The organism is Janthinobacterium sp. SUN176, from assembly GCF_030587335.1.
Classification (GTDB): domain Bacteria; phylum Pseudomonadota; class Gammaproteobacteria; order Burkholderiales; family Burkholderiaceae_D; genus Janthinobacterium; species Janthinobacterium kumbetense.
Genome location: NZ_JAPWIA010000001.1, coordinates 3099627 through 3123363, shown reverse-complemented (window position 1 = coordinate 3123363; position 23737 = coordinate 3099627). Strand labels below are relative to the sequence as shown.

22 protein-coding genes are annotated in these 23737 nt (G+C 63.1%); 6 read left to right on the top strand and 16 right to left on the bottom strand.

Annotated features, from left to right (window positions below; genetic code table 11):
- Positions 1-10: 10 nt before the first annotated feature.
- The 11 genes from O3299_RS14075 to O3299_RS14025 form a co-directional block, all read right to left on the bottom strand.
- On the bottom strand, positions 11-631 hold the full coding sequence (locus O3299_RS14075; protein ID WP_305052892.1) for an isoprenylcysteine carboxylmethyltransferase family protein: 621 nt from the start codon (positions 629-631) through the stop codon (positions 11-13).
- Between the two features lie 40 nt (positions 632-671).
- Complete coding sequence (locus tag O3299_RS14070; protein ID WP_305052891.1) at positions 672-1259, bottom strand: prepilin peptidase; 588 nt, start codon at positions 1257-1259, stop codon at positions 672-674.
- Positions 1256-2326, bottom strand: coding sequence for a phosphatase PAP2 family protein (locus O3299_RS14065; protein WP_305052890.1), 1071 nt, complete (start codon positions 2324-2326; stop codon positions 1256-1258). The genes O3299_RS14070 and O3299_RS14065 overlap by 4 nt, the downstream gene beginning before the upstream one ends.
- Positions 2323-2496, bottom strand: a complete 174-nt coding sequence (locus tag O3299_RS14060; RefSeq protein WP_305052889.1) for a Flp family type IVb pilin — start codon at positions 2494-2496, stop codon at positions 2323-2325. Before O3299_RS14060 ends, O3299_RS14065 begins: the two co-directional genes overlap by 4 nt.
- 93 nt (positions 2497-2589) lie before the next feature.
- Positions 2590-2772 (bottom strand): Flp family type IVb pilin, encoded by a 183-nt coding sequence (locus O3299_RS14055; RefSeq protein WP_305052888.1) that lies wholly within the window; start codon positions 2770-2772, stop codon positions 2590-2592.
- Between the two features lie 70 nt (positions 2773-2842).
- A complete protein-coding gene (locus O3299_RS14050) occupies positions 2843-2989 on the bottom strand; it encodes a hypothetical protein (RefSeq protein WP_158300249.1) in 147 nt (48 codons plus the stop codon).
- A 257-nt stretch (positions 2990-3246) separates the two neighbouring features.
- Positions 3247-3948, bottom strand: coding sequence for a response regulator transcription factor (locus O3299_RS14045; RefSeq protein ID WP_305052887.1), 702 nt, complete (start codon positions 3946-3948; stop codon positions 3247-3249).
- Positions 3945-5612, bottom strand: coding sequence for a sensor histidine kinase (locus O3299_RS14040; protein WP_305052886.1), 1668 nt, complete (start codon positions 5610-5612; stop codon positions 3945-3947). The genes O3299_RS14045 and O3299_RS14040 overlap by 4 nt, the downstream gene beginning before the upstream one ends.
- Positions 5613-5762: 150 nt before the next feature.
- On the bottom strand, positions 5763-6734 hold the full coding sequence (locus tag O3299_RS14035; protein WP_305052885.1) for a sensor domain-containing diguanylate cyclase: 972 nt from the start codon (positions 6732-6734) through the stop codon (positions 5763-5765).
- Positions 6735-6739: 5 nt separating this feature from the next.
- A complete protein-coding gene (locus O3299_RS14030; protein WP_034786994.1) occupies positions 6740-7366 on the bottom strand; it encodes a chemotaxis protein CheC in 627 nt (208 codons plus the stop codon).
- A 2-nt stretch (positions 7367-7368) separates the two neighbouring features.
- Complete coding sequence (locus tag O3299_RS14025; protein WP_077407710.1) at positions 7369-7737, bottom strand: response regulator; 369 nt, start codon at positions 7735-7737, stop codon at positions 7369-7371.
- Positions 7738-7943: 206 nt separating this feature from the next.
- Between O3299_RS14025 and rpiA the strand changes: the two genes are divergently transcribed.
- Positions 7944-8621, top strand: coding sequence for a ribose-5-phosphate isomerase RpiA (rpiA, locus tag O3299_RS14020; protein ID WP_077407708.1), 678 nt, complete (start codon positions 7944-7946; stop codon positions 8619-8621).
- 32 nt (positions 8622-8653) lie between these two features.
- Here rpiA and O3299_RS14015 read toward each other — a convergent pair whose 3' ends face one another.
- Both O3299_RS14015 and O3299_RS14010 read right to left on the bottom strand, forming a co-directional pair.
- On the bottom strand, positions 8654-9223 hold the full coding sequence (locus tag O3299_RS14015; RefSeq protein WP_370385302.1) for a DUF6622 family protein: 570 nt from the start codon (positions 9221-9223) through the stop codon (positions 8654-8656).
- Positions 9224-9345: 122 nt separating this feature from the next.
- A complete protein-coding gene (locus tag O3299_RS14010; protein WP_034750797.1) occupies positions 9346-9618 on the bottom strand; it encodes an oxidative damage protection protein in 273 nt (90 codons plus the stop codon).
- A 219-nt stretch (positions 9619-9837) separates the two neighbouring features.
- Here O3299_RS14010 and kdsA point away from each other — a divergent pair, with 219 nt between their 5' ends.
- Positions 9838-10683, top strand: a complete 846-nt coding sequence (kdsA, locus tag O3299_RS14005) for a 3-deoxy-8-phosphooctulonate synthase (RefSeq protein ID WP_305062531.1) — start codon at positions 9838-9840, stop codon at positions 10681-10683.
- Positions 10684-10744: 61 nt separating this feature from the next.
- Here the strand turns inward: kdsA and argA are convergent, their stop codons facing one another.
- Positions 10745-12055 (bottom strand): amino-acid N-acetyltransferase, encoded by a 1311-nt coding sequence (argA, locus tag O3299_RS14000; protein WP_046685875.1) that lies wholly within the window; start codon positions 12053-12055, stop codon positions 10745-10747.
- A 56-nt stretch (positions 12056-12111) separates the two neighbouring features.
- Here argA and hrpA point away from each other — a divergent pair, with 56 nt between their 5' ends.
- Positions 12112-16314 carry an ATP-dependent RNA helicase HrpA gene (hrpA, locus tag O3299_RS13995; protein ID WP_305062530.1) on the top strand — a complete coding sequence of 1401 codons (4203 nt, stop codon included), beginning with the start codon at positions 12112-12114 and terminating at the stop codon, positions 16312-16314.
- Positions 16315-16557: 243 nt separating this feature from the next.
- Here the strand turns inward: hrpA and O3299_RS13990 are convergent, their stop codons facing one another.
- Entirely contained in the window at positions 16558-17148 is a 591-nt protein-coding gene (locus tag O3299_RS13990) for a PRC-barrel domain-containing protein (protein WP_305062529.1), read from the bottom strand.
- A 239-nt stretch (positions 17149-17387) separates the two neighbouring features.
- Here O3299_RS13990 and O3299_RS13985 point away from each other — a divergent pair, with 239 nt between their 5' ends.
- The 3 genes from O3299_RS13985 (at position 17388) to O3299_RS13975 (ending at position 22239) form a co-directional block, all read left to right on the top strand.
- On the top strand, positions 17388-18584 hold the full coding sequence (locus tag O3299_RS13985) for a PHB depolymerase family esterase (protein WP_305062528.1): 1197 nt from the start codon (positions 17388-17390) through the stop codon (positions 18582-18584).
- A gap of 305 nt (positions 18585-18889) precedes the next feature.
- On the top strand, positions 18890-20104 hold the full coding sequence (locus O3299_RS13980; RefSeq protein ID WP_305062527.1) for an MFS transporter: 1215 nt from the start codon (positions 18890-18892) through the stop codon (positions 20102-20104).
- A gap of 83 nt (positions 20105-20187) precedes the next feature.
- Complete coding sequence (locus tag O3299_RS13975; protein WP_305062526.1) at positions 20188-22239, top strand: GNAT family N-acetyltransferase; 2052 nt, start codon at positions 20188-20190, stop codon at positions 22237-22239.
- A 50-nt stretch (positions 22240-22289) separates the two neighbouring features.
- On the opposite strand, the gene O3299_RS13970 is transcribed toward O3299_RS13975, so the two are convergent.
- Entirely contained in the window at positions 22290-23555 is a 1266-nt protein-coding gene (locus O3299_RS13970) for a putative Na+/H+ antiporter (protein ID WP_099666919.1), read from the bottom strand.
- Between the last annotated feature and the right edge of the window lie 182 nt (positions 23556-23737).

Below are 23737 nucleotides of genomic sequence, written 5' to 3'. Positions count from 1 at the left end.
GATGGCGAAGTCAGAAAATGAATGGCAGAAGCCGGTATTTCACTTGCCGCATGTACACGCGGTAGCGCACGTCGGTAGACAGGAAGCGCTCTTCGCGCAGCAAACGCGCCACCAGCATCAGCATGGCCAGCACGTACACGACACCATTCTCGGGCGAGGTATTGGCCAGCAGGTAGCCGCTCAGGGAAATCAGGTAGCTGGCATACAGCGGATGGCGCACCACGCGGTAGGCGCCGCCCGTCTTGATTTCGCGCTGCGCCGCCACCAGGCCGAAGCTGCGGTTCAGCGACAGCAGGCCGGCGATCTGCAGCAGGCTGCCGAGGGCCAGCAGGTAGCGCGCGCCGGGCCAGATGGCCATATCGGCGGGCGAGAGCAGGAAGGGGGCGAAGGTGGCGCCGATGGCCAGCAGCCAGTCGCCCGCATCGGTGGAGACGCTGACGGGGGCCGAGCGCACGACGAAGAACAGGGCGGCGAGGGTTTCTGCGGCGCAGAACAGTAAATAGCTCCAGTCGCCGCCGTGCAGGTAGCCCACCACGTGGGCACTGGCGAAGAAGGTCCACAGGCAAGCCATGGCGATGCTGGTGAACAGGCTGGCGTGGCGCGAGTGGCAGAGGGTGGCGAGGGTGTGCATGGTCGGGTCCTGTGGTGGCTGGTCGTCGGAGCGGCGCGTTTCAGCGCAGGCTCCACAGATGGTGGTATTGCAGGAACACCTGCAGCGCGGTGCCGCTGGCAATGGCGAAGGCGTAGGCCAGCTTGCCGGTGGCTGGCGGCGGTTCGGCGATCGTGGCGGCGCCGCCGGCCATGCTGTGCAGCAGCGCGCCCAGCATCATGTGATAGGTGTTGCGCAGCACCAGGCGCAGGCGGCGGCCTGCCAGCGCGGCGGCCAGGGCCAGCACGCCGCCGCACAGGAAGGTCAGCAGGGCCGCTTCCAGCACCGCATCGGGGCCGAGGAAGGCGCCGCACATGGCCATCAGTTTGACGTCGCCGGCGCCGAGGGCGCGCAGCAGGTACATGGGCAGCAGCAGGGCCAGTCCGGCGCCGGCGCCGGCCAGCGCCTGCAGCAGGCCCAGGCCGCCGAAGGAGGCGTCGAACAGGCCGTTGCCGGATGGTACGAAGCTGTTCAGGATCAGCCCCGCCAGCGTGCCCCACAGCACCAGCTGGTTGGGGATGCGGCGCGTGCGCAGGTCGTGCCACAGCGCGGCAGCGAGCAGGGTGGCCAGCACGGCCAGGCACAGCAGCATGGGCAGGCGGGCGCTCATGATGTCAGTCCTCCCTTGCTCAGGCAGGGCGCCGTGGACAGGTTCATGGCGGGTGCCGCGGCCTGGCTGCCCAGCAGCTGTCCTACCAGGCGCCACACCAGCGCCGCGCCGGCCGCGCCCACATAACCGTCGAGCGCATAGTGCCAGCCCAGGTGGATGGAGCCGAGCAGGATCAGCACGGCGAAGGCGGACAGGGCGAGCCCGGCGGCGCGGCTCACTTTCCAGCCCATGAGCGCCATCAGCACGGCCGTGGCCACATGCATGCTGGGCATGGCGGAGATGCCCAATTCGCCGTTCGTGCCCTTGCTTTGATAGCCTTGCCACAGCATGTCTTGCACTTGCAGGGCCCAGACGGGGACGTGCTGGTTGGCGTCATGCAGGTAGGCCATCAGCGGCGCGTACGGGTCGCTGGCATGCAGGTGGCCGTAGTAGCAGGGGCCGACCGAGGCAAACAGCACTGCCAGGATGCTGCCCAGGGCGATCCAGGTCAGCGCAAAGCTGAGCAGGAACTGCATGCGCAGCAGCGGGCGGCGGGTATCGAGGATGAGCCAGTACAGGATGGCGTAGAACAGGAAGAACCAGAAGTGGTAACTGAAGTTGAGCAGGCCCGTGATGAGCGGGTGGCCCAGCAGCGGCTGCAGCCTTTCCCATGGGGCCTTGCCGCCATGCAGCGCCATGTCCCAGGCGGACAGGCTGGCATCCCAGGTGTACGGATGCAGGCGGGGGATGGCGGCCTTGAAGACGGTGAAGCTGGAGGCGAATATGGGGATCAGCAGCATGGCTGGCAGCGCGTGCAGCAGGCGCTCGTTGCTCAGGTAGCGGCGCAGATCGTGGTACAGATAGTGGCACAGGCGGTGCGGGCGTTTCACCACCATGACGCGGATTGTGTAGCCGCACAGGATGAAGACGGGACCCGTGAGGATGGCCACGAGGAAGCCGGCCAGCACGTTGAGGGTGTCCGAGGCGCTGGGCAGGCCGCCGGCCAGCAGTGCCGCGGCGGCGGCATACAGCAGCACGATCAGCAGCAGGGCGCGGTGGCTGCGCAGCGAGGCGCGCAGGGTATTCATGACAGGGCCAGGACCACTTGGTCCTTGACGTAGACAAACAGCAGTCGGACCTGGTCACCGAGCAGGGTGATCGTGATCACCAGCACTGCCGCGATCAGGCCCGCCAGCAGCGCGTACTCGATCGCCGTGACGGCGGACTCGTCGGATAAACGGCTGAAAAGAGTTTTCACGATGGGCCTCTGATAGGTGAGCAGGGGAAACTTGCCTGTGGCGTTGACCTGGCGGTAACCGGACTGGCGACGTGCCAGCCCGGAGTACCGTGCTCAGGCGGCAGCGGTGTTGGCGGCGGTGAGCTTGGTGCCGATGGTGCTGAATGTCTTTTTCAGCTGCGTGCCGACGATGGTGACGGCAGCGATGATCACCACGGCGATCAGGGCGGCGATCAGGCCATACTCGATTGCGGTGACGCCATCTTCTTCGCGGATAAAGTTTTTGATGAGGTTCATGACAACTCCTGGTGGTGGTTAAGGTACAGCGGTGGGTAAAACGGCATGGCAGCGTTGCTTCCTGGCGCACTCATGGACTTTCGCCCAGTGCCAGCAGTCCGATGATGCAGACCACCGCCATGAGGGCCGCCACAAGTGCATAGCGGTAGAACGCAGCCTTTTCCTTGCCCTGCAAATAGGTGATCAGGGCTGTCGGAAGAAACTTGTCAAAGCGCATGCTGTGCTCCGTGTCGTGGTGGGCCGCGCGGTGATTTGCACTCCGGTAGAGCCACTATAGAAGTCGGCACCTTGATCTACATCAGAAGAACATCCTTTTATCGTGAGGAGGAACTGCTTGTTTTTTTCGTGACAATTGTCATGGTCGAGTTGGGCGCGCGCGGGCGAAGGGAGGCCATGCCGGTGGCTGGCGCAGGGGGCTGCGGGGGAAGGGCGTGCGCGGCCGTGCAGTGGCCGTGCGGGGGGGGGGTAGCGGCGTCAGGCGCCGGGCGGCAATTGGCCCAGCTGGTGCTTGGTGGCGTAGGCGTACAGTTCCAGGCGGTTGTACACGCCCAGCTTGCGGTAGATCGACGTCAGGTGATTGCGCAAGGTGTGTTCGGAGATGAACAGCTGGTCCGCCAGCAGCTTGGCCGGCGTGCCGCTGCCGTGCACCAGCGCGGCGATGATCTTCCTTTCCTTGAGGGTCAGGCTGGCGATGGCGATGGCTTGCGCCGAGCCGCCGCCGGGCTGCGTCAGATGGGTGAGCATACGTCCCAGCATTGCGTGTTCCAGCCACAGTTCGCCCTGGTACACCTTTTCGATGGCTTTCAAGACCATCTCCGCCGGCGCGTCCTTGCTGACGATGCCGCGCGCGCCTTTCAGTACCGTCTGGTCCAGGATGGCCTGGTCGTGGCTGGCCGTCAGCACCAGCACGCGCGTGCTGCCGCATTGCGCCAGCGCGGGCAGGATGGCCAGCGAGCTGATGCCGCCCAGGTCCAGGTCCAGCACGATCACATCCGGTTGCAGCGCCTTCGCCTGCTCCAGCGCCTCGGCGCTGTCGGACGCCGTGGCGACCACGCGCATGCCCGAGTGCTCGCCGCCGATCAGCCGCTCCAGGCCCCACAGCATGGTCTTGTGATCGTCCACCAGCATGACGCTGATGACATGGCCGGCCGGAGGGATGTGGCGTAAGTCATTCATATGGGGATCTCGATCTGCACGGAGGTGTTGCCCAGCATGCCATGCGTGACGCGGGCGGTGCCGCCTAAGGCGGCGGCGCGCTCGGCCAGCGAGTCGGGCAGGAAGTCGGGGACGTGCGCGGCGGCGCATTCGTTGTCGATGCTGATGTGCAGCGCGCCCTGCACGCAGGTCAGCTTGACGGCGCCGTGGCGCGCCGACGTATGCTTGCGGATATTGCTCATGCCCTCGTTGACGATCTGGAACACTTCGGCCGCCAGGCGGTCGTTGATGTGCAGGTCGCCTTCGATATGCAGGGCGATGTCGATGCCATAGAATTCGCGGATCTGCGTGGCCTGGCGGCGCAGCGCGACCAGCAGTTCCGGCTCGCTTTGCACCTGCCCGTTCTTGAACGTGCGCGCGTAGCTGCGCAGGTCGGCGATTACCTGGCCCGACATGATGATCAGCTTTTCCAGCTCCGGCAGCAGCGGGTTGCCCGGTGTGGCTTCGTTGCGCAGGGCGGCCAGGCCATGGCGCAAGCCGATATACGGCTGCACGGCCGTGTCATGCAAGTCGCGCGCGATCTTTTCGCGCTCGCGCGAGGCCGCCTGCGACGCCAGGCGGTCGAGCAGATCGATGTTTTCAATGACGGGAAAGGCCTGCGCGCCGATATGGCTGAGAAACAGGGCGTCCGTCTTGCTCATGCTGGTGGCGGACACGATGAAGATGCGGCCTTTGCCATTGCGCAAGGGCAGCGGTGCGCTGATGAAGGCGTGCGCTTCGAGCAGTTCGGCCAGGCGGCCGCCCGCCGCGTCGTCGTGCCGCAGCCAGCGCCCGCTGTCGGGCTCGAGCATGCGCGCGCCGCCGGACCATGGCAGCCAGCGGCCGGCGGGCTGGTTGTACAGGGCGATCTTGTCGTACGGGAAAGCGAGCAGGGGGCTGGCCGCGTCGTCGCTGAGGAACGAACTCGTATGCACGACGCCCGTGCCCGTATGAATCACGCTGCGCAGCGACCAGACCCGCGTGCCCTTGTCCTGCATGATCAGCAGGCAACTGCGGCCGTTGAAATAACTGCGGGTTTTTTCCAGCACCGAGGTGATGGTCTGGTCGACGCCGAAGCGCGGATTGGACAGCTGGCTGACATCGCGCAGCAGCGCCAGGTGGCTGCGCTGGGTGATGGCCGAGCCGCCCCAGTAGGCGATCATGTAGCCGAGCGCCAGCAGGAAGGTGGTGCGCAATAGCAGGCGCGACAGTTCAGCATCCGTTTCGCCGAACAGGGCGGTGGCGGCAAACAGGCCGGCCGAGGCCAGGGTGATGCGCGCGCCCTCCTCGAAGCCCCGCTGGAACGACGAGGTCAGGATGGCAAAGAAAAAGAACAGGAAGAATAAATTGTTGTGGCTGCTGGTGGCAAACACGATCAGCGCATACCAGGTCACGTCCAGCCAGTACAGCAGGATGTCCTGCGGCAGGCTGAAGCCCAGCAGGGCCAGCACATAGAGCAACAGGCTGTGCATGGTGTAGGCGGAAAAGATCAGCCAGGTGATATTGCTCAGTTTGCCGGCGCTTTCGGGGTCGATGAACAGGGTCAGCAAGGTGGCGCTCGACAGCAGCAGGCGCATGCCGTTCACCATGGTCGTATCCATGCCGGCACCCGGCAAGCCGGATTTGAGGGGAGGATCGAGATTCACAAGCGCTCCTGGCCATGTCCCGCATGGGTGGGCCATGCGCAGGGATAGATACCACAGATAAATTCTTGTTATTGTTGCTGCAATCAGTGACGAGTCTACGCACACGCCGTAAAGATGTCTACTGGAATCATTTGCCCTGCGTTGCTTTTTTTATAGCGGCTGCGCCATCACGCGGTTGCGCCCGGCGCCCTTGGCCTGGTACAGGGCGCGGTCGGCGGCGCCGATCAGGGCGGAGATGGCCAGCGGCTGCTGCGGGTACTGCGTGGCGATGCCGATGCTGACCGTGATGTGCTTGACTTCATTGCCCGTCTTGGCATGCGCAATGCGCAGGTCGGCCGCATGCTGGCGGATTGCCTCGGCCATGCGCAGCGCCTGCGCCGCGTCCGTATCGGGCAGGATGGCGGCAAATTCTTCGCCGCCATAGCGGGCCAGCAAGTCGGTGGGGCGCTGCAGCATGGCGGCCAGCTCGGCCGCCACGCGGATCAGGCAATCATCGCCCTGCTGATGGCCGTAATGGTCGTTGTAATCTTTGAAATGGTCGATGTCGATCATCAGCAGCGACAGCGGGCTGCTGGTGCGCATGGCGCGCCGCACTTCCTTCTCGATCGCCACGTCGAAGTGGCGGCGGTTGGCGATGCCCGTCAAGCCGTCGGAAAAGGTTTGCGAGCGCAAGACCATGGTCTGTTCGCGCAGCAGCTTTTCGCGTCCCACGGCGATGGTGACGTCATTGATCTGGATCAGGCAGTGGCGCGGCGAATCGGGTAAATTGATCGGTGTGACGGCGATGGCTTGCTGCATGCGTTCCTCGGCGTCGTTGCCGCCCGTGGCCGCGCCATGCGTGTACAGCGCAAACGGCGCCTTGTGCAGGGTTTGCGACAGCAGCGACTGGAAATTGTCGCGCAGGGCCTGGGTGATGGCCGAATCGATGCGCTTGTGCCGCATTTCCGGAAAAACGGCGAAGAAATCCTGGCCCAGCACGGCGTCGGCCTGGCGGGCCGAGTGGCGCGCCATCCAGCTGTTCCACAGCACGATGCGGTGCTGTTCATCGAGCACGATGGCGCCCAGGTTCACGGCGCCGAGTATGCTCTCGAGCAGGGCGAGTCGATGCAATGCATCCGGCATGATCGTCACGCCTGTCCCAGGACCTTGGCCAGGTAGCGGCTGACCTGCTGTTTCAGGTCGTGCAGGGCGGACAGGTCGAGCACGAAGGCCACATAGCCATGGATCTGGTGCTTGGACAGCACGAAGTCGATATGCAGCATCAGCACGACGGCTTCGTCATCCTGGCCGCCGAACGAGGACAGGATTTCCGCACTGGTGCCCACGTGGTACAGGGGCAGCGAGCCATGCAGTTCGCTGTCGAACAGGTTGGCCAGGGTTCCGACGCAGGAGTTGAGGATGATGTTGCCGATCTCGCTCATCGCCTCCTGTTCCATCTCCGTCAGTTCCTGCAGCGGCATGGCGTCGCCCACCATCAGGCGCACGATTTCCAGGCTCTTGTCCTCGGGAAACATCAGGATGGCTTCGGTGGCGAAAGCGCCATCGTAATGCTGGCTGACGCCGCAGATGCGTTCGCCATCCTTCTTGCTGCCCAGCAAGGCGGCCGCGTCGGCACGGTTCAGGAAGGTGATCGACGGCACCGACATGGTGACTTCTTCATTCACGATCTCGCTCATGGCCGCCGCCGCATGGCCCACCCCGATGTTGAATATCTCTACCAGGGCATCATTCTCGAGTTCGGAAAGATTGACCATGCTCACAGTCCCAGTGATTCGATCAGCTGGTGGATGCGCGTTTCCGTGATCGGTTTTTCCATGAAGCCGACGCCCAGTTCGCTGGCGCGGTTGCGGGTGGCGTTCTGCACATTGGCCGTGACGAGAATGATATGCGTCTGCGGACACAGCGCGCGCAATTGTTCCGCCGCCGCGATGCCGCCCATGCCGGGCATGTTGACATCCAGTAGTATCAGCACAGGGGTGGCGGTCTTGACTTTCTCCAGGGCTTCCTCACCCGTCGCCGCCTCAATCACTTGCCAGTCGGCATGTTTGCTGAGGATGAACTGATGCGACATCAAACGTGAAACCCGGCTGTCATCGACAACAAGTACCTGTTTACTGTGATTCATGTGCTATTCCTGAAACGTCATATCGGTCAATCGTGCCATTTTCGCATATTTTAAAGGGCATAGAGTGTAAATGGACGCGCAATTGCCTTAGGGCAAGGTTTTCGCGCTTGCCTGTTGTATCGCGGCGCCTTGTCGGTCATGATGGCCGGCTGGCCGGGCTGGCAATCCGTTAAAATAGCGCCATTCCTCACTTTAGCCTGAATGCCATGACCCAAGACGAATTGAAGCAAGCCGTAGCCCGCGCCGCCATCGACTACGTAGTAAAAGGTGAAATCATCGGCGTCGGCACCGGTTCCACCGCCAATTTCTTCATCGATGAACTGGCCAAGATCAAGGACAGCATCAAAGGCACGGTTGCGTCGTCCGAAGCGACGGCCGCGCGCCTGGCCGGCCATGGCATTCCCGTCTTCGACTTGAACGATGTCGAGTCGATCGCCGTCTACATCGACGGCGCCGATGAAATCACGGCCAGCGGCGCCATGATCAAGGGCGGCGGCGCGGCATTGACGCGTGAAAAGATCGTTGCTTCCGTATCCAAACAGTTCGTCTGCATCGCCGACGGCTCCAAGCTGGTGGAAACCCTGGGCGCCTTCCCGCTGCCGGTGGAAGTGGTGCCGATGGCGCGCGCCGCCGTGTCGCGCCAGCTGGCCGCGCTGGGCGGCACGCCCCGCCTGCGCCTGAAGGCAGGCACCACCGAAGCGTTCATTACGGATAACGGCGGCGAGATCATCGACGTGCTGGGCTTGAAAATTGCCGACCCGGTGGCGCTGGAACAGCAGATCAACCAGATCGTCGGCGTCATCGCTGTCGGCCTGTTCGCCGTGCGCGGCGCCAACGTTTGCCTGCTGGGCATGCCAGAAGGCGTGCGTACCCTGGCGTACTAAGATGATAGCCGGCGTTCGCCGGCATAGATGTGTTAAACGGCGGCCCCTTGCGGGCCGCTTGTCATGTGTGCCTGGCGGTACACGGCCACGGTGCGCAGCAAGCCGCCGAGGAAGATGCCGCTGAAGCAGCCATAGGCGAGGCAGACAGGTACGATGAAGCCGGCCGCATGGGCATAGGCCGGGGCGATGGCCAGGGTCACGGCGACCGCATATTTCATGCAGAAAATGCTCATCATCAAGATCATGGGTACCCAGCTGCCGGGACGCTGCACGCTGGCCCGCTGGGGAATGGCCACGATGGTGTCTGTCTCGGTCAGCGACCATGCCAGCGCCGCGCCGGCCAGGGCGCCGGCGACCCAGGCGAACGGCGCCACGCCGGCCAAGCCGAAACTGCCATGCACGCCGCTCAGCGACAGGGCCAGCATGACCAGGGGAATGATGCACAGCTTGCGCAAGCTCACTTCGCGGGCGCGGCTGGCCAGCACGCCGCGGTAGACGAGAAAGCCCAGGATGGCCCAGACGTAGAGGGGAGTATGGCTGAAGATTTGCTGCAACATGGTGTCCGCCTTGGTGTGAGGTTGTCGATGGACGTACTGTGCCAGCCGGCGGCGTGGGCGGCGAGCGGCTTGCGACGAAACGGGGAGGCGGTGCCGTGAAACGGCGGGGAAAGGCGTGAAACGAAGGCGTAACTGCCCGTGACGTGGTCACGGGCAAGCGATACAGCTTATTCCGTAGGTGGAACGTAACCCATGGCCGCATCGGCGCCATCGCCGAAGAAATGCTTTTCCATCTGCGTGGCCAGGTATTTGCGGGCGCGCGCGTCGGCCAGGTTCAGGCGGTTTTCATTGACCAGCATGGTCTGGTGCTTGAGCCAGGCAGCCCACGCTTCCTTCGACACGGATTCGTAAATCTTCTTGCCCAGTTCGCCCGGGTACGGCGGGAAATCCAGTCCTTCGGCTTCCTTGTTGAGTTTGATGCAGTGGATCGTGCGGGCCATCTGTGCTCCTGAATCAGTGTAGAGATAAAGCGTGATTATAAGGCACTTTGCGCCTGCCCTCGCGGGGCCGTCGCGGCCCGGCGACACGCCGTTTGCCGCGCCCTTGCGCTGGATCAAATTTGATCTGCGCCGCCCTAGCTAGTAAGATGCCTTATCGCGCCAGCCGCTGGCGGCGCCTCTTCCAACCAAGTAGTAATAATTAACCAATATGGAATCCCTATGACCTCAGTGAAAGTCCATGGCATCGATGTCAGCAATACAGGCAGCTTTGCGCTGTTTGGCGGCATCAACGTGCTCGAATCGCGCGATCTCACCATGCGCGCTTGCGAAGAATACGTGCGCGTCACGCAAAAACTGGGCATTCCATATGTGTTCAAGGCCAGTTTCGACAAGGCCAACCGTTCATCGATCCATTCCTACCGCGGTCCGGGCCTGGAAGAAGGCATGCGCATCTTCCAGGACGTGAAGGCGGCGTTCGGCGTGCCCGTGATTACCGACGTGCATGAACCATGGCAGGCGCAGCAGGTGGCCGAAGTGGTGGACGTGCTGCAATTGCCCGCCTTCCTCGCGCGCCAGACGGACCTCGTCGTGGCCCTGGCGAAAACCGGTAAAGTGATCAACATCAAGAAGCCGCAATTCCTCAGCCCTGGGCAGATGGCCAATATCGTCGAGAAATTCAAGGAAGCGGGCAACGATCAACTGATCCTTTGCGACCGCGGCACCTGCCTCGGCTACGACAACCTGGTGGTCGACATGCTGGGCTTTGGCGTCATGAAAAAGACGTGCGACGACTTGCCGATCATCTTCGACGTCACGCATGCGCTGCAGCAGCGCGACCCCGGCGGCGCTGCCTCGGGCGGCCGCCGCCAGCAAGTGGCGGATCTGGCCCGCGCCGGCCTGGCCGTCGGCATCGCCGGTCTGTTCCTGGAAGCCCACCCTGATCCCGACAACGCCCGCTGCGATGGCCCCAGCGCCTTGCCGCTGGACCAGCTGGAGCCATTCCTGGCGCAATTGAAGGCGCTCGACGACCTGGTCAAGTCGTTTGCCCCGCTGAACATCAAGTAATGGTGTTTCAGTAAAGGTGTTTCAGTAAAGAAAAAGCCCGGCATGCCGGGCTTTTTCAGTTTTACAGTGTCTTGATGAGAACCTGGGATTTACGTTGCCAGTTATACATATGCTGGCGGTCCTTCGGCAAATCGTCGACCGTGGCCGGTACGAAGCCCCGTTTCTTGAACCAGTGCGAGGTGCGCGTGGTCAGCACGAACAGCTTGTTCAGGCCGGCGGCGCGCGCGCGGTTTTCCATGTGTTTCAGGATGCGTTCGCCGTCGCCCTGGGCTTGCACTTCCGGGTTGACCGTCAAACATGCCATTTCTGCCATCTTTTGCGCGGGGAACGGGTACAGGGCGGCGCAGCCGAAGATCACGCCGTCATGCTCGATGACGGAGAAATAATCGATTTCGCGCTCGATCAGCTCGCGGCCCCGCTTGACCAAAGTGCCGTCCGCTTCCAGCGGTTCGATCAGTTTGATGATGCCGCCCACGTCTTCGATGGTGGCCTGGCGCAAGCTTTCCAGGTTTTCATGGCTGATCATGGTGCCCACGCCATCATGGGTAAACAATTCCAGCAGGGCGGAACCATCCATCGAGAACGGCACGATGTGCGAGCGCTCGACGCCGTTGTGGCATGCCTTGACGCAATGTTTCAGGTAAAACGCCGTGGCGTCGGGCAGGAAGCCGGCCATCAGCACGGCTTCGGCCTGGTGCGACGACAGTTCGCGGATTTCCACGCCCGTCGCGTCTTCCATCATCGGTGTTTCCGTGATGAAAATCAGCTTGTCCGCGTGCAGGGCGATGGCGGCGCTGCACGCCACGTCTTCCATGGTCAGGTTGAACGCTTCGCCGGTGGGCGAAAAGCCCAGCGGCGACAGCAGCACCAGGCCGTCCGAACCGAGGATGGAATGGATGGTTTCGGCGTCGACCTTGCGCGTGATGCCCGTCAGTTCCAGGTCCACGCCATCGATCACGCCCAGCGGGCGCGCCGTGATGAAGTTGCCGGAAATGATACGGATGGCCGCATGCGACATGGGCGTGTTCGGCAAGCCCTGGCTGAACGCGGCCTCGATATCGAGGCGCAGCTCGCCGGCGGCTTCCTTCGCGCATTCCAGCGCGGCGATATCCGTGATGCGCACGCCGTTGTGGAAGCGGCCTTCGACGTTACGCAGGGCCAGTTGTTCCGCCACCTGCGGCCGCGAGCCGTAGACGACGGTGACATTGATGTCCAGCGCATGCAGCAGGGACAAATCATGGGCCAGCACCTGCAGCGCCCCGGCGCTGACGAGTTCACCGGGGAAGGCGACCACGAAGGTCTTGCCGCGAAAGGCGTGGATGTAGGGCGCGACTGAGCGCAGCCATTGGACGAATTGGGTAGGGTTTTCCATTAAGCGCATTATAATTCGCTGCGCGATGTGCGCGCTTAAAATACCTGTAAAAAACAATGTCTTCAGCCAGCAATAAGTCTTCCCCTCCTTCCACCGTTGCAAATGTGCCCGCCAGCGGGGATGTTTCCGCGTCTGCGCAGGGCCGCCAGCGCCCGCCCGTGAGCCAGCAAAGGCAGCAAGCGCCGCGCGCGGAACAGCAGAAACAGCAACAGCAGCAGCGATCGGGAGAGGGCAAGCCCCAGGCCGCGCGCCCGCCGCGCGAGGGGCAGGAAAGCCGCGAAGCCCGCGATGCGGCCCGCGCCGCGCGCGAAGCGGAAAAGGCTTTCCGCAACCCGCTGCCGCCGATCACGTATCCGGAAGACTTGCCCGTCTCGGGCCGGCGCGAAGAAATCGCCAAGGCCTTGACGGAAAACCAGGTGATCATCGTCTCGGGCGAGACGGGTTCCGGCAAGACGACCCAATTGCCGAAGATTTGCCTGGAACTGGGACGCGGACAGAAGGGCTTGATCGGCCACACGCAGCCGCGCCGTATCGCCGCCTCGTCGACTGCCAAGCGCATCGCGCAGGAACTGGGTACGCCGCTGGGTGAAACCGTGGGTTTCAAGGTGCGCTTTGCCGACACCTTGACGAAGGGCGCGTCCGTCAAGCTGATGACGGACGGTATCTTGCTGGCCGAGACGCAGACCGACCCGTTGTTGAAAAATTACGACACCATCATCATCGATGAAGCGCACGAACGCAGCCTGAACATCGATTTCCTGCTCGGCTATCTGAAGCAGTTGCTGCCGCGCCGGCCGGATTTAAAGATCATCATCACGTCGGCGACCATCGATGCGGAACGCTTCGCGCGCCATTTCGGCACGCCGGAAAAACCGGCGCCCGTGATCGAAGTGTCGGGCCGTTTGTACCAGGTGGAAGTGCGCTACCGCCCCGTGGAGCGCGAACAGGTGGCCATGCCGGGTGCCGCCAATCCTGACAAACCTGGCCAGAGGACGGCTGCCGCGCGCGAAAAGCGCGATTTGATGGATGCCGTCGTCGATGGCGTGGAAGAGCTGTGCCGCATCGGTTCGGGCGACGTGCTGGTGTTCTTGCCGGGCGAGCGCGAAATCCGCGACTGCGCCGAAGCGCTGCGCAAGCACCACCCGCCGCATGTGGAAATTTTACCGCTGTTCGCCCGCCTGTCGGCCGAAGAGCAGGAGCGCGTGTTTAAAACCAGCAATGCGCGCCGCATCGTGCTGGCTACCAACGTGGCGGAAACGTCGCTGACGGTGCCCGGCATCCGCTACGTGGTCGACGCGGGCCTGGCGCGGGTGAAGCGCTACAGCTACCGCAACAAGGTCGAGCAGCTGCAGGTTGAGCCGATCGCCCAGTCGGCCGCCAACCAGCGCGCCGGGCGTTGCGGCCGCGTGGCCGACGGCGTCTGCATCCGCCTGTACGAAGAGCAGGATTATTTGCTGCGCCCGAAATTCACGGAGCCGGAAATCCTGCGTTCCTCGCTGGCGGCCGTTATCCTGCGCATGAAGTCATTGCACCTGACGGACGTGGAAACCTTCCCCTTCATCGAGCCGCCGCTGGCGCGCGCGGTGGCCGACGGCTATCAGCTGCTGCAGGAACTGGGCGCCGTCGATGAAGTCAATAAACTCACGCCGCTGGGCAACAAGCTGGCCAAGCTGCCGCTGGACCCGCGCGTGGGCCGCATGATCCTGGCCGCGCTCGACAACGCCTGCCTGACGGAAGTGCTGATCGTCGCCTCGGCCCTGTCCGTGCAAGACCCGCGCGACCGCCCGATGGAGCACCAGCAGGCGGCCGACGAGGCGCACAAGAAATTTGCCGACGAAAAATCGGAATTCCTCAGCTATCTGAAAATCTGGCGTTGGTTCGAGTCCGCCATCGAGCACAAGAAAACCAACCGCCAACTGCAAGACAATTGCCGCACGAATTTCCTGTCGCAGATGCGCTTGCGCGAATGGCGCGACGTGCACTCGCAGTTGTTGACCATCGTCAAGGAACAGGGCTGGCGCCTGAACGAAGCACCGGCCACCTATGATAATCTGCATATGGCCTTGCTGACTGGCTTGCTGGGCAATATCGGCTTCAAGGGAGAGGACGAGCCGGGCGCGGGCTACCTGGGCGCGCGCGGCATCAAGTTCCATATCTGGCCCGGTTCCTCGCTGCTGAAAAAACCGGGCAAGTGGATCATGGCGGCCGAGCTGGTCGACACGACGCGTTTGTACGCGCGCTGCGTGGCGCAGATCCAGCCCGAATGGCTGGAAAAGGTGGGCGAGCACCTGCTGAAGAAATCGTGGGGCGAGCCGCGCTGGGAAAAACGCTCGGCGCAGGTGACGGCGTCCGAACGGGCGACCCTGTATGGCCTGGTGGTGTACAGCCAGCGCCGCATCAATTACGGCAATTTCAACTTGCCGGAAGCGCGCGAAATCTTCATCCGCGACGCCCTCGTGGGCGGCGACTTCGACACGCGCGCGCCGTTCTTTGCGCACAACCATAAACTGATCAAGGACATCGAAAACCTCGAGCACAAATCGCGCCGCCTGGACGTGCTGGTCGACGATGAATTGATCGCCGCCTTCTACGATAAATTGCTGCCGACGGACGTGTGCAATGGCGCCGGTTTCGAGAAATGGCATAAAGAGGCCATACGCGAGAACCCGAAGCTGCTGTACCTGAACCGCGAAGAGCTGATGCGCCACGAAGCGGCCGGCGTGACCACCGACCTGTTCCCGAAAACCATGTCCGTGACGGGTCTGGAAATGGGCCTCACCTACCATTTCGAGCCGGGCAGCGTGCGCGATGGCGTGACGTTGTCGGTACCTCTGTATGCCTTGAACCAGTTGCCGCGCGAACGCTGCGAATGGCTGGTGCCGGGCATGCTGAAGGAAAAAGTGCATCTGCTGTTGAAATCGCTGCCGCAAAAGCTGCGTCGCCACTGCGTGCCGCTGCCCGATTACGCGGCCAAGTTCTGCGAGCGCGTGCATGCAGCGGACGTGTTTGGCCGCGGCGACCTGGTCGACGCCATCATCCTCGACATCCGCACGCAGATCACGATCAATGTGCTGACGACGGATTTCAAGCCGGAAACTTTGCCTGCCCATCACTTCATGAATTTCAAGGTGATCGACGAGCACGGCCGCCAGCTGGACATGGGCCGCAACCTGGCCACCCTGCAAGCGGAATTCGGCGGCCAGGCGCGCCAGAGTTTCCAGAAACTGGCCGAAGTGTCGGGCGTGTCCGGCACGGGCACGCCCGGTGCCAAGGTGGCGGGCGCGCAAGTGGCGTCGCGGCTGCAGGCGCAAGCGCAGGGTGCCGCTGCTGCCGCTGGCAAGGGCGGCGCGCCGGCCAAGGGCGCAGCCGCTGCTGCGGCGCCGGCGTCAGGCAATGCCACCGTCTCGCAGCACATGGGCTTGACGGGCTGGACCTTTGGAGAATTGCCGGAGTTGCTCGAAATCGTGCAAGGCAAGCTGACCCTGATCGGCTTCCCCGCGCTGGTCGACAAGGGCACGCATTGCGACCTGGAAGTGTTCGACGATCCGACCGTAGCCGCCCGCACGCACAAGGTGGGGTTGCGCCGCCTGTTCGCGCTGCAAATGAAGGAGCAGATCAAGTACGTCGAGAAAAGCATCCCCGGTTTGCAGCAGATGGGCATGCAATTCATGGCCCTCGGTTCGCAGGAAGAGTTGCGCGAGCAAATCATCAACAAGGCACTCGATATTGCTTGCCTGCAAGATCCGCTGCCGCTGGACGCCGCCTCGTTCGCCAAGCGCCAGGCGGAAGGCAAGTCGCGCCTGGTCTTGCTGGTCAATGAAATCGCCCGCCTGCTGTCGCAAGTGCTGACGGAATTCCACGGCTTGCCCAAGCGCCTGCAGAATATTCCTGCAGCGGCGGCCACCGATATCCAGTCGCAGCTGCAGGGACTCGTGCATAAGCGTTTCCTGACGGAAAACGAGTACACGCAACTGGCGCATTTCCCCCGTTACTTAAAAGCGATCAACGTGCGCCTGGAAAAGCTGCGCGCCGACCCTGCGCGCGACACCAAGTTGATGGCCGAGTGGCAATCGGCGGCCGCGCCGTATTTGCGCCAGGCCAAGGACCGCCAGGCTGGCAAGAACACGGACCCGAAACTGGTCGACTTCCGCTGGATGCTGGAAGAGCTGCGCGTGTCGCTGTTCGCGCAGGAATTGCGCACGCCGATGCCTGTTTCGGCCAAGCGCCTGCAAAAGGTATGGGAGTCGATGCAGCGGTGATAGTACCTCTATAAACCTACTGCGCAACTCACTATTGCGTCGGCGTTGCTCACCGTACTAGAGTACGGTTGCGCTACTCAACGCAATATTGAGCTTGCTCGCTACGGTTTCTAGAGGCACCGTGACACTAACGATGGGCGGCTATAGTCGCTTGTTCGCTAAATTCTGAAGCGTTTTCTGCCGGATTAGCAGAGCCGCCGAGGCGAAGCGCCGCGTACTCTGCGCTACTTAAGACCTTTCTCGTCAACTACGCTTATCCATCTTGTCATCGCCGAGCGCCGAACGCGAGCCCAGGTCGCCCTGGCTGCTGCCCGTGCCGGCGCGGCTGCCGCTCATGGAGGTGCCGGACATGCTGCTTTCGCTGCCCGATTGCAGGCTGGCGCTGCCGCGCAGGTCGCTGCCGGATGGCATGCGGCTGCCTGCCATGGCGCCGCTGCCGTAGCGCGTGCCGCTGCCATAGAAGGCTTCCATCTGCTGGTTCCACGCTTCGCTGCCCATGTCGGGCCAGTTGTTCTTGTCGAAGCCGGGGGCGTCTTTCAGCAAGTCTTTGTCCACGTTGAGCAGGAAGCGCTTGTTGACGGTGTCCAGGGTCAGGCGTTCCCAGGGTACGGCAAACAGCTTGTCGCCCATGCCCAGGATGCCGCCGAAGGACAGCACGGCATAGGCGATCTGGCCCGTGCGCATGTCGAGCATGATTTCCTTGATGTCGCCCAGTTCCTCGTCGTTGTGATTGTAGACATCGTCGCCGAGCAGGGTATCTGCCCCCATCAGTGCCGGCCCCGGGCCGTCGTGGTTGCGGTACATGCCCAGGATGTCGCGGTCCAGATAGCTCATGGTGTTCTCTCCTCTGGTGAAGTGCGGATCGAACATCCAGATTAAGCATGCGCACGAGGTCGCGCTTGATCTGCCTCAATCGTGCCAGCGGCACTTTTATCCGTGTGCAAACGTACGGTGTTGCCAGACAATTGCGGTACTCTATGCATTCTACGGAGGAGGCCGCACATGCTGACGATGCAACGATGCAGTGGGATGAACTTGCGGTACGCTCCACCACGCCATGCGCGCCGCTTGCCATGGTAAAGCCCGCCACCAAATGGCTGCGCGGGCTGCTGCGCGCCGGTAAGGCGCAGCAGCGCACGGCCAGCAAGCTGGCCAAGGTGCTGTTCGGCCCCGTGCCGGCCAAGCCCAAGGCCAAAGCCCGCAGCAAGGTCGTGGCCAAGACCACGCAGGCGAGCCACAAGCCGCGCGCCAGGCCCGCCAGCGACGCGCTGCCCGCCCTGGCGCCCTTCGGCACGCCCCTGTCGCCCCCGCGCGTGCGCAAGCGAACGGCGCCCCCGCCGGGCAAGTGGCTGGCCGCCCACTATGCGCCGTTGCCGGAACTGGGGCAGTTGCCGGGCCGGCGCCTGCCATATTTCCTGTACCTGCCCGAGAAGGCGCCGAGCGCCGCCATGCGCAGCCGGGGCCGGCCGCTGCTGGTGATGCTGCACGGCTGCGAGCAGAGCGCCACGCAGTTTGCCGAAGGCACGCGCATGAACCGCCTGGCCGAGCGCAAGGGCTATGCCGTGTTGTATCCGCAACAATCGCTGCGTTCGCATGCGCGCCGCTGCTGGAAGTGGTACGACAAGCTGACGCAGGACGGCGGCGGCGATGTGCGCCTGATCGTCGGCGCCATCGAGCAGGTGGCGGCCCGTTATGCGATCGACCGCGCGCGCATCTATATCTGCGGCATTTCCGCCGGCGCCGGCATGGCGCATATCGTGGCTCTGAACCATCCGCAGCTGTTCGCCGCGCTGGGCCTGCATTCCGGGCCCGTGTTTGGCGCCGGGCATAACCTGATCGGCGCGCTGGGCGTGATGCAGCATGGTGCGGCCGCCCGCGCCGACGCGGCCATCGATGAAGTGCTGGCGCGCCAGCCCGCGTTTCCCCGCCTGCCCACCATCCTGCTGCAAGGGCTGGCCGACAAGGTGGTGCGGCCCATTAACCAGACGCAGCTGGTGCGCCAGAGCGTGCGCGTCAACCGCTTGCCGGTCGATACCCTGGTGACGGCGCAGCGCCTGCCTGGCGGCGCGGCGGGCGGGCGCAATCCGGCCCATGCGTATGGGCTGCACGATTACCAGGTGGACAAGCAGGTGCTGCTGCGCGTGGCGCAGGTCGAGCACCTCGAGCACGCGTGGAGCGGCGGCGACGCCAGCCTGCCGTTCAACGACAAGGCCAAGCCCGACGCCAGCAAGATGCTGCTCGATTTCTTCGCCAGCCACCGCCGCCGATAAGCCGCCGTGCCGCGCGCCGCAACGGTGCGCAGGCACTGGTACGCATCGCTTTCCTTTCTCCCGCAGGGCCGCTGCCGCGCGCCGGCACGCTGGCCGCGCCCTTTTCAGTGCCGATTTCCAATGCTGCAGCAGCACGGTTTTTCATTAAGTGGTATTGCTGCGGTATTTAAAAATCACAAAAACAGGCGCTAAAAATACTAACTGGTATACAATTGGTACACGTTTTCAGTGAAGCCGTGTCCGCCGTCCCATGCCCCGACAGCCGGTACGCACTGACGGCAGCCACCCACGTTACGGAACGCGCCATGTCCATCAAGTCCAAGCAGTTGCTGTGGTTTTTTGCGTTTTTCCTCGTCTTTGAACTGAATATCTATCTGTCGAACGACATGATCATGCCGGCCATGCTGGGCATCGTCGGCGAGTTCCAGGCGGAGGCGAAATTCGTCCCCTTGTCCCTGAGCCTGTATCTGCTGGGCGGCAGTTCCCTGCAGATATTCCTGGGGCCCCTGGCCGACGCCATCGGCAAGCGCAAGCTCGTGTTGACCGGCAATACCTTGTTCCTGCTGGCCACGTTGGCCGTGCCATTGACCGCTTCGATCGAGCAATTTCTCGTCGCGCGTTTCATCCAGGGCATGGGCTGCTGCTTCATCTTCGTCGGCTATGCCATGATCCATGAACTGTTCGACGACATGGCGGCCGTCAAGCTGAGCAGCATTCTGTCGAGCACCACCATCCTCGCGCCCCTGGCCGGCCCCATCCTCGGCAGCGCCATCATCAGCCGGCTGGACTGGCGCTACGTGTTTTTCCTCTCCGGCCTGCTGGCGCTGCTGTCCTTGCTGGGCCTGTGCAAGACCATGCCGCGCACGCCGGCGCCGGTCGCTCGGCTGGACCTGGGCGCCATCGCGCGCAGCTATGGCGCCATTTTCAGCAATCGGCGCTTCATGTTCGGCATGTTCACGGCCGGGCTGGCCACCGTGCCCCTGACGGCCTGGATCGGCTTTTCGCCCCTCTTCGTGCTGCAGGAAATGGGCGCCTCCTACGCCACGTATATCGCCCTGCAATGCGTGATCTTGTCCGGTTTCGTTCTCAGCAGCATCGCCATCCAGCGCCTGCGCCAGGATTTCCCCCTCGTGTCCCTGTTGCGCCTGGGCGGGCTGATCGCGGCCGCCGGCATGCTGGGCGCCGGCGCGGGCCGCCACCACGTCGACGTGTTTGCGGCCTGCATGTTTGTCTATTCCATCGGTTTCGGCCTGTTCAACGGCGCCCTGATCCGCAGCGCGCTCACGGCCAGCAAAGAATCGATGACCTTGACGACGGCCGCCATGAGCTTGCTGTACTGCATTTATCTGTCCGCCTGGCTGCAGCTGTACAACGTGCTGTGCCAGCGCTTCGGCTATGCGCTGGAAACGTATGCGCTGCTGAATATCCCCGTCATCGTGGTCATCACGGCCTGCCTGCTGCTGTTTACACGGGGCATGGCGGGACGCCGGGAAAGCGAGGTGCTGCTCGCCCGGCACTGATGGCGCAACGATGCGCATGTTGTCGACCTTGTTTTATCTCCTGCGACGTTTATTGACACTCTCCTGCGGAAAATGGTGCGCCCATGAAAATAGATGACCTGGCCTCGAAACACGATCAAGCAAAGATTTTCAACCTGGAATACGAGTTTCGCATCAACCGGCTGAAACTCGATTACATCACCCTGGCCGATGTCAGGCCGGCTGGCAGCGACCTGGAGCAATTGGCCGCGGAGCACCAGGCGGGCATCGCGGCCCTGCGCAGCTTCGTCGCCCTGAACTTCAACCATTTCAATGCGGCAAGCTGTTCCTCGCTCAGCTGCATCCCCACGCGCGCGCTCGGCGAGGACGAGCGCTACCTGCACCGCATCTGGATGGGCGGACCCCTGCCGGCCATCGCCTGCGAGGCGATCCAGCAGTGGGGCGCGGCGCTCGACGACGTGCGCTGCAACGGCGGCGCGCCGTATGTTTCCATCCTGTGGGTGTGGGATGCGCAGCAGCTGCGCGATGACGAGCGCTTCAGCCCCACGGGCGGCGCCGGGCGCTACACGATAGGCCGCTACGACATCGGCGGCACGACCCTGCATATCAATTCGCTGCGCGCGCTGGCGCTGGACTTCGCGCCGGCCCGCTTCGATATCCTCGATACCCTGCATACGCAGCGCTACTTCGCCACCTTGTCCGATTATTTCCGCATCCTCATCATGTGCGAATACGGCGGCCTGTATATGGATGTCGATACGATCCCGCACAATCCGGCGACGATTTTCCTGATGAAGCCGGAAGTGCCCGATTATTTTCAGCGCAAGGATGATGACAGCGAAGAGCGCCGGCATGTCAGCTGGATGAATCTGTTTCTCGATGAAACGGGCATGCTGATCGCCAAGAAGAACGATGCGGCGCTGCGTGTGATCCAGCGCAATGTGAACCGCGCGTATGCGGATATCGACCAGCAGATTCCCCGTTCCTGCCCGCAATTCGAGGCGCGGCTGTTTGGCCAGTTCTATGCCGAATGGAAGAAAAACCTGGGCGTGACCCTGCTCAGCCATGCCGAGTTCTACCAGCGCTACTGCGTGCTGTATGACGGCGCACGGGAAGCGGTGGCGGGCGGCATCCGCGGCATGCGCTTGCTGGACGATATCATTACCGACATGCACATCCCCTTGAGCGACGAGGAACGGCGCGCGTATGCGCGCTGCGTGGCGCGGCTCGACGAAATCGGCTGGCAACTCGACGATCCTTTGATCCTGCCCAATATCGTCGACGTGTTCGATATCGAGGAAGTGCCGCGCATGGCGTATGCTGCCCAATTGCGGGCGGATATCGAGCATTTCCACTATTACTCGGTGCTGTCGGACGATCCGCAGCTCGACCGCGTGAATGACGTCTTTTGCCGCTACCTGCTGGCCCATCGTTCGCAGCATATTGCCGCCGGCAACTTCTGGCGCCCCACCGTGGGCCGCCACGGCAGCCGCATGCCGGCCGCCGGCGATACCGTCCAGCCAGGTGACGAAGTTCAGGCTCAGGCGGGCCTGCTGTCGCATGCGCCGCTCACGCTGGTGCCGGGCGAACTGCTGGGTGACGAGGCGAAGAACCGCATGGCCAAATTGCTGTTTGCCACCAGTTACCTGGAATACTGTTCGTTCGGCAATAAACTCAATCTGCAGTTCGTTGAATTGCAGCGGCGGCAGAATATCGACCCGTATCTGGCGCACATCCACGGCCTGCATGACGAGGACGGGCGTTTCATCGGCTTCTTTACGGCCGCGACGATGGACGAGTTCCAGGCGTGCGGCGCCGTCTCGTATTACCGCGATGACATGAAGGCGCTCGACGATGCGTATGACGCCTTCGTGCTCGCGCATGCGCGCGCCGACGACTGTTTCGTCAGCAGCTTGGCCATCGACGAAAAATACCGGGGGCAGGGCCTGTTCCGGCAAATGTTCCACGAAATCCGCGACTTGTCCAGCCGCAAGGGCTGCGCGCGCATCACCTTGACGGTGTGGGAAAAGAGCGAAGCGCTGCAAGTGTATCTGCACAAGGGTTTTCGCAGCGTGGGCACCTTCGACTATGCCTACAGCCTGTTCTATGACCGGCTGCATTTCCTCGTGTATGAAGGAACTGAGGAAGGTAACTGAGGGGAAGGTGAGGGGAGTGGGGGCGGCCGGCAGCCGCCCCGTGTAGTGTCTTACAGGGCCAGGAAGGCCAGGCCCGCCACGGCCGTCGGCAGCAGGGCGCCCGCCAGCAGGCCGACGGCGCCGATCGATTCATCCTTGAAGCCGCGGCGCAGCAGGGCCACGCCGGCCGGGTTCGGCGCATTGGCGATGACGGTCAGGCCGCCACCGGCCACGGCGCCGGCCATCAGCATGTACTTCGCTTCGTCCGTCATGCCGACGATCAGCGAACCGAGGTAGGTGAGGGCCGCATTGTCGGTAATCGCCGTCAAGCCCAGGGCGCCGAAGAACAGGGCCAGCGGTTTCAGGCTGGAAACGATGGGCTGCAGCCACCATTGCTGCATGCCGCCCAGCACCACCAGGCCGCCCAGGAAGAAGCCGACCAGCAAGCCTTCCTTGAGGATCAGCGGGCTTTGATAACGCTCATACGCCTGCACGAAGCCGAGGAAGAACAGGAACAGGCCGATGAACAGCACGGGATGGTGCGCCAGGGTGACGACGCCGGCCAGCACGATCATGTGCACCAGGCTGACGGCCAGCGGCACTTTCGGCGCTTCCACTTCACCGGCCTTCGGCTTGATGTCGGAGGTGTTGCTGTGCAGATATTTGCGCAGCAAGATGCTCACGCCCGTGGCGTTGACCAGCACAGCGATGGCGGCCTTCCAGCCGAAATGGGTGGCCATGTAGGCGCTGTCCCAGTTCCACGTGGTGGCCACCATCAGCACGGGCGGCGCCGCGTACGAGGTGAGGGTGCCGCCGATGGAAACGTTGACGAAGAGCACACCCAGCGCGCCGTATTTCAGCCATTCAGGGATGCCCGGGCGGAAGATTTGCGGCGCCAGCATCAGCGCGGCCAGGGTCATGGCGGCCGGTTCCGTGATCAGGGAGCCCGTCAGGGGCACGAGCGCCAGGCCCAGCCAGACGAGGGCCAGTTCCGTGCGCAGCGGCATCACGCGCGCCACGCCCTTCAACAGGCGCTGCACGGCGTCGAGCACGGGGCGCGAAGCGGCCACGACCATGACGACAAAGACGAACAGCGGCTCCGTGTAATGGCGCGACTCGGCATACTCGATGGCGGCATCGCCGCCCGAGACAAAGGCCATGATGATGATCAAGATGAAGGCCCAGAAGCCGAACACGACTTCCACTTCGCCCAGCAAATGCAGCAAGCCCGCATGGCGGGGATGGCGCCGCGATAATGTTTCAAACGACTTGGCGGCGAAGGTGTGGATGAGCGCGAGGCCGAAGACGATGGCGCTGATGAGTTGGATGGTGGTCAAATGCGTTTCCTTATGGACGGAGGAAGCCGCCCGGTGCATTGCCGAGCGGTAAGGAGAGTGCTTATGGTACAGCAATCGATGTGAAAAACGGTGTTTTTCGGACGTCGCGGAACGGCCTCCGGATGGGGATGCGCAGATAGGCCTTGCCAAAAGGGGGACTGGATAGTACTGTATATGCATAC

Excerpts from the sequence above, each read along its gene's own strand:
- O3299_RS14065 (WP_305052890.1), bottom strand. The coding sequence starts at position 2,326 with ATGAATACCCTGCGCGCCTCGCTGCGCAGCCACCGCGCCCTGCTGCTG.
- rpiA (WP_077407708.1), top strand. The coding sequence starts at position 7,944 with ATGACCCAAGACGAATTGAAGCAAGCCGTAGCCCGCGCCGCCATCGAC.
- O3299_RS13975 (WP_305062526.1), top strand. The coding sequence starts at position 20,188 with ATGAAAATAGATGACCTGGCCTCGAAACACGATCAAGCAAAGATTTTC.
- O3299_RS14055 (WP_305052888.1), bottom strand. The coding sequence starts at position 2,772 with ATGAACCTCATCAAAAACTTTATCCGCGAAGAAGATGGCGTCACCGCA.
- hrpA (WP_305062530.1), top strand. The coding sequence starts at position 12,112 with ATGTCTTCAGCCAGCAATAAGTCTTCCCCTCCTTCCACCGTTGCAAAT.
- O3299_RS14070 (WP_305052891.1), bottom strand. The coding sequence starts at position 1,259 with ATGAGCGCCCGCCTGCCCATGCTGCTGTGCCTGGCCGTGCTGGCCACC.
- O3299_RS13990 (WP_305062529.1), bottom strand. The coding sequence starts at position 17,148 with ATGAGCTATCTGGACCGCGACATCCTGGGCATGTACCGCAACCACGAC.
- O3299_RS13985 (WP_305062528.1), top strand. The coding sequence starts at position 17,388 with ATGGTAAAGCCCGCCACCAAATGGCTGCGCGGGCTGCTGCGCGCCGGT.
- kdsA (WP_305062531.1), top strand. The coding sequence starts at position 9,838 with ATGACCTCAGTGAAAGTCCATGGCATCGATGTCAGCAATACAGGCAGC.
- O3299_RS14075 (WP_305052892.1), bottom strand. The coding sequence starts at position 631 with ATGCACACCCTCGCCACCCTCTGCCACTCGCGCCACGCCAGCCTGTTC.
- O3299_RS14010 (WP_034750797.1), bottom strand. The coding sequence starts at position 9,618 with ATGGCCCGCACGATCCACTGCATCAAACTCAACAAGGAAGCCGAAGGA.
- O3299_RS14045 (WP_305052887.1), bottom strand. The coding sequence starts at position 3,948 with ATGAATGACTTACGCCACATCCCTCCGGCCGGCCATGTCATCAGCGTC.
- O3299_RS14050 (WP_158300249.1), bottom strand. The coding sequence starts at position 2,989 with ATGCGCTTTGACAAGTTTCTTCCGACAGCCCTGATCACCTATTTGCAG.
- O3299_RS14030 (WP_034786994.1), bottom strand. The coding sequence starts at position 7,366 with ATGGTCAATCTTTCCGAACTCGAGAATGATGCCCTGGTAGAGATATTC.
- O3299_RS14035 (WP_305052885.1), bottom strand. The coding sequence starts at position 6,734 with ATGCCGGATGCATTGCATCGACTCGCCCTGCTCGAGAGCATACTCGGC.
- O3299_RS13980 (WP_305062527.1), top strand. The coding sequence starts at position 18,890 with ATGTCCATCAAGTCCAAGCAGTTGCTGTGGTTTTTTGCGTTTTTCCTC.
- O3299_RS14025 (WP_077407710.1), bottom strand. The coding sequence starts at position 7,737 with ATGAATCACAGTAAACAGGTACTTGTTGTCGATGACAGCCGGGTTTCA.
- argA (WP_046685875.1), bottom strand. The coding sequence starts at position 12,055 with ATGGAAAACCCTACCCAATTCGTCCAATGGCTGCGCTCAGTCGCGCCC.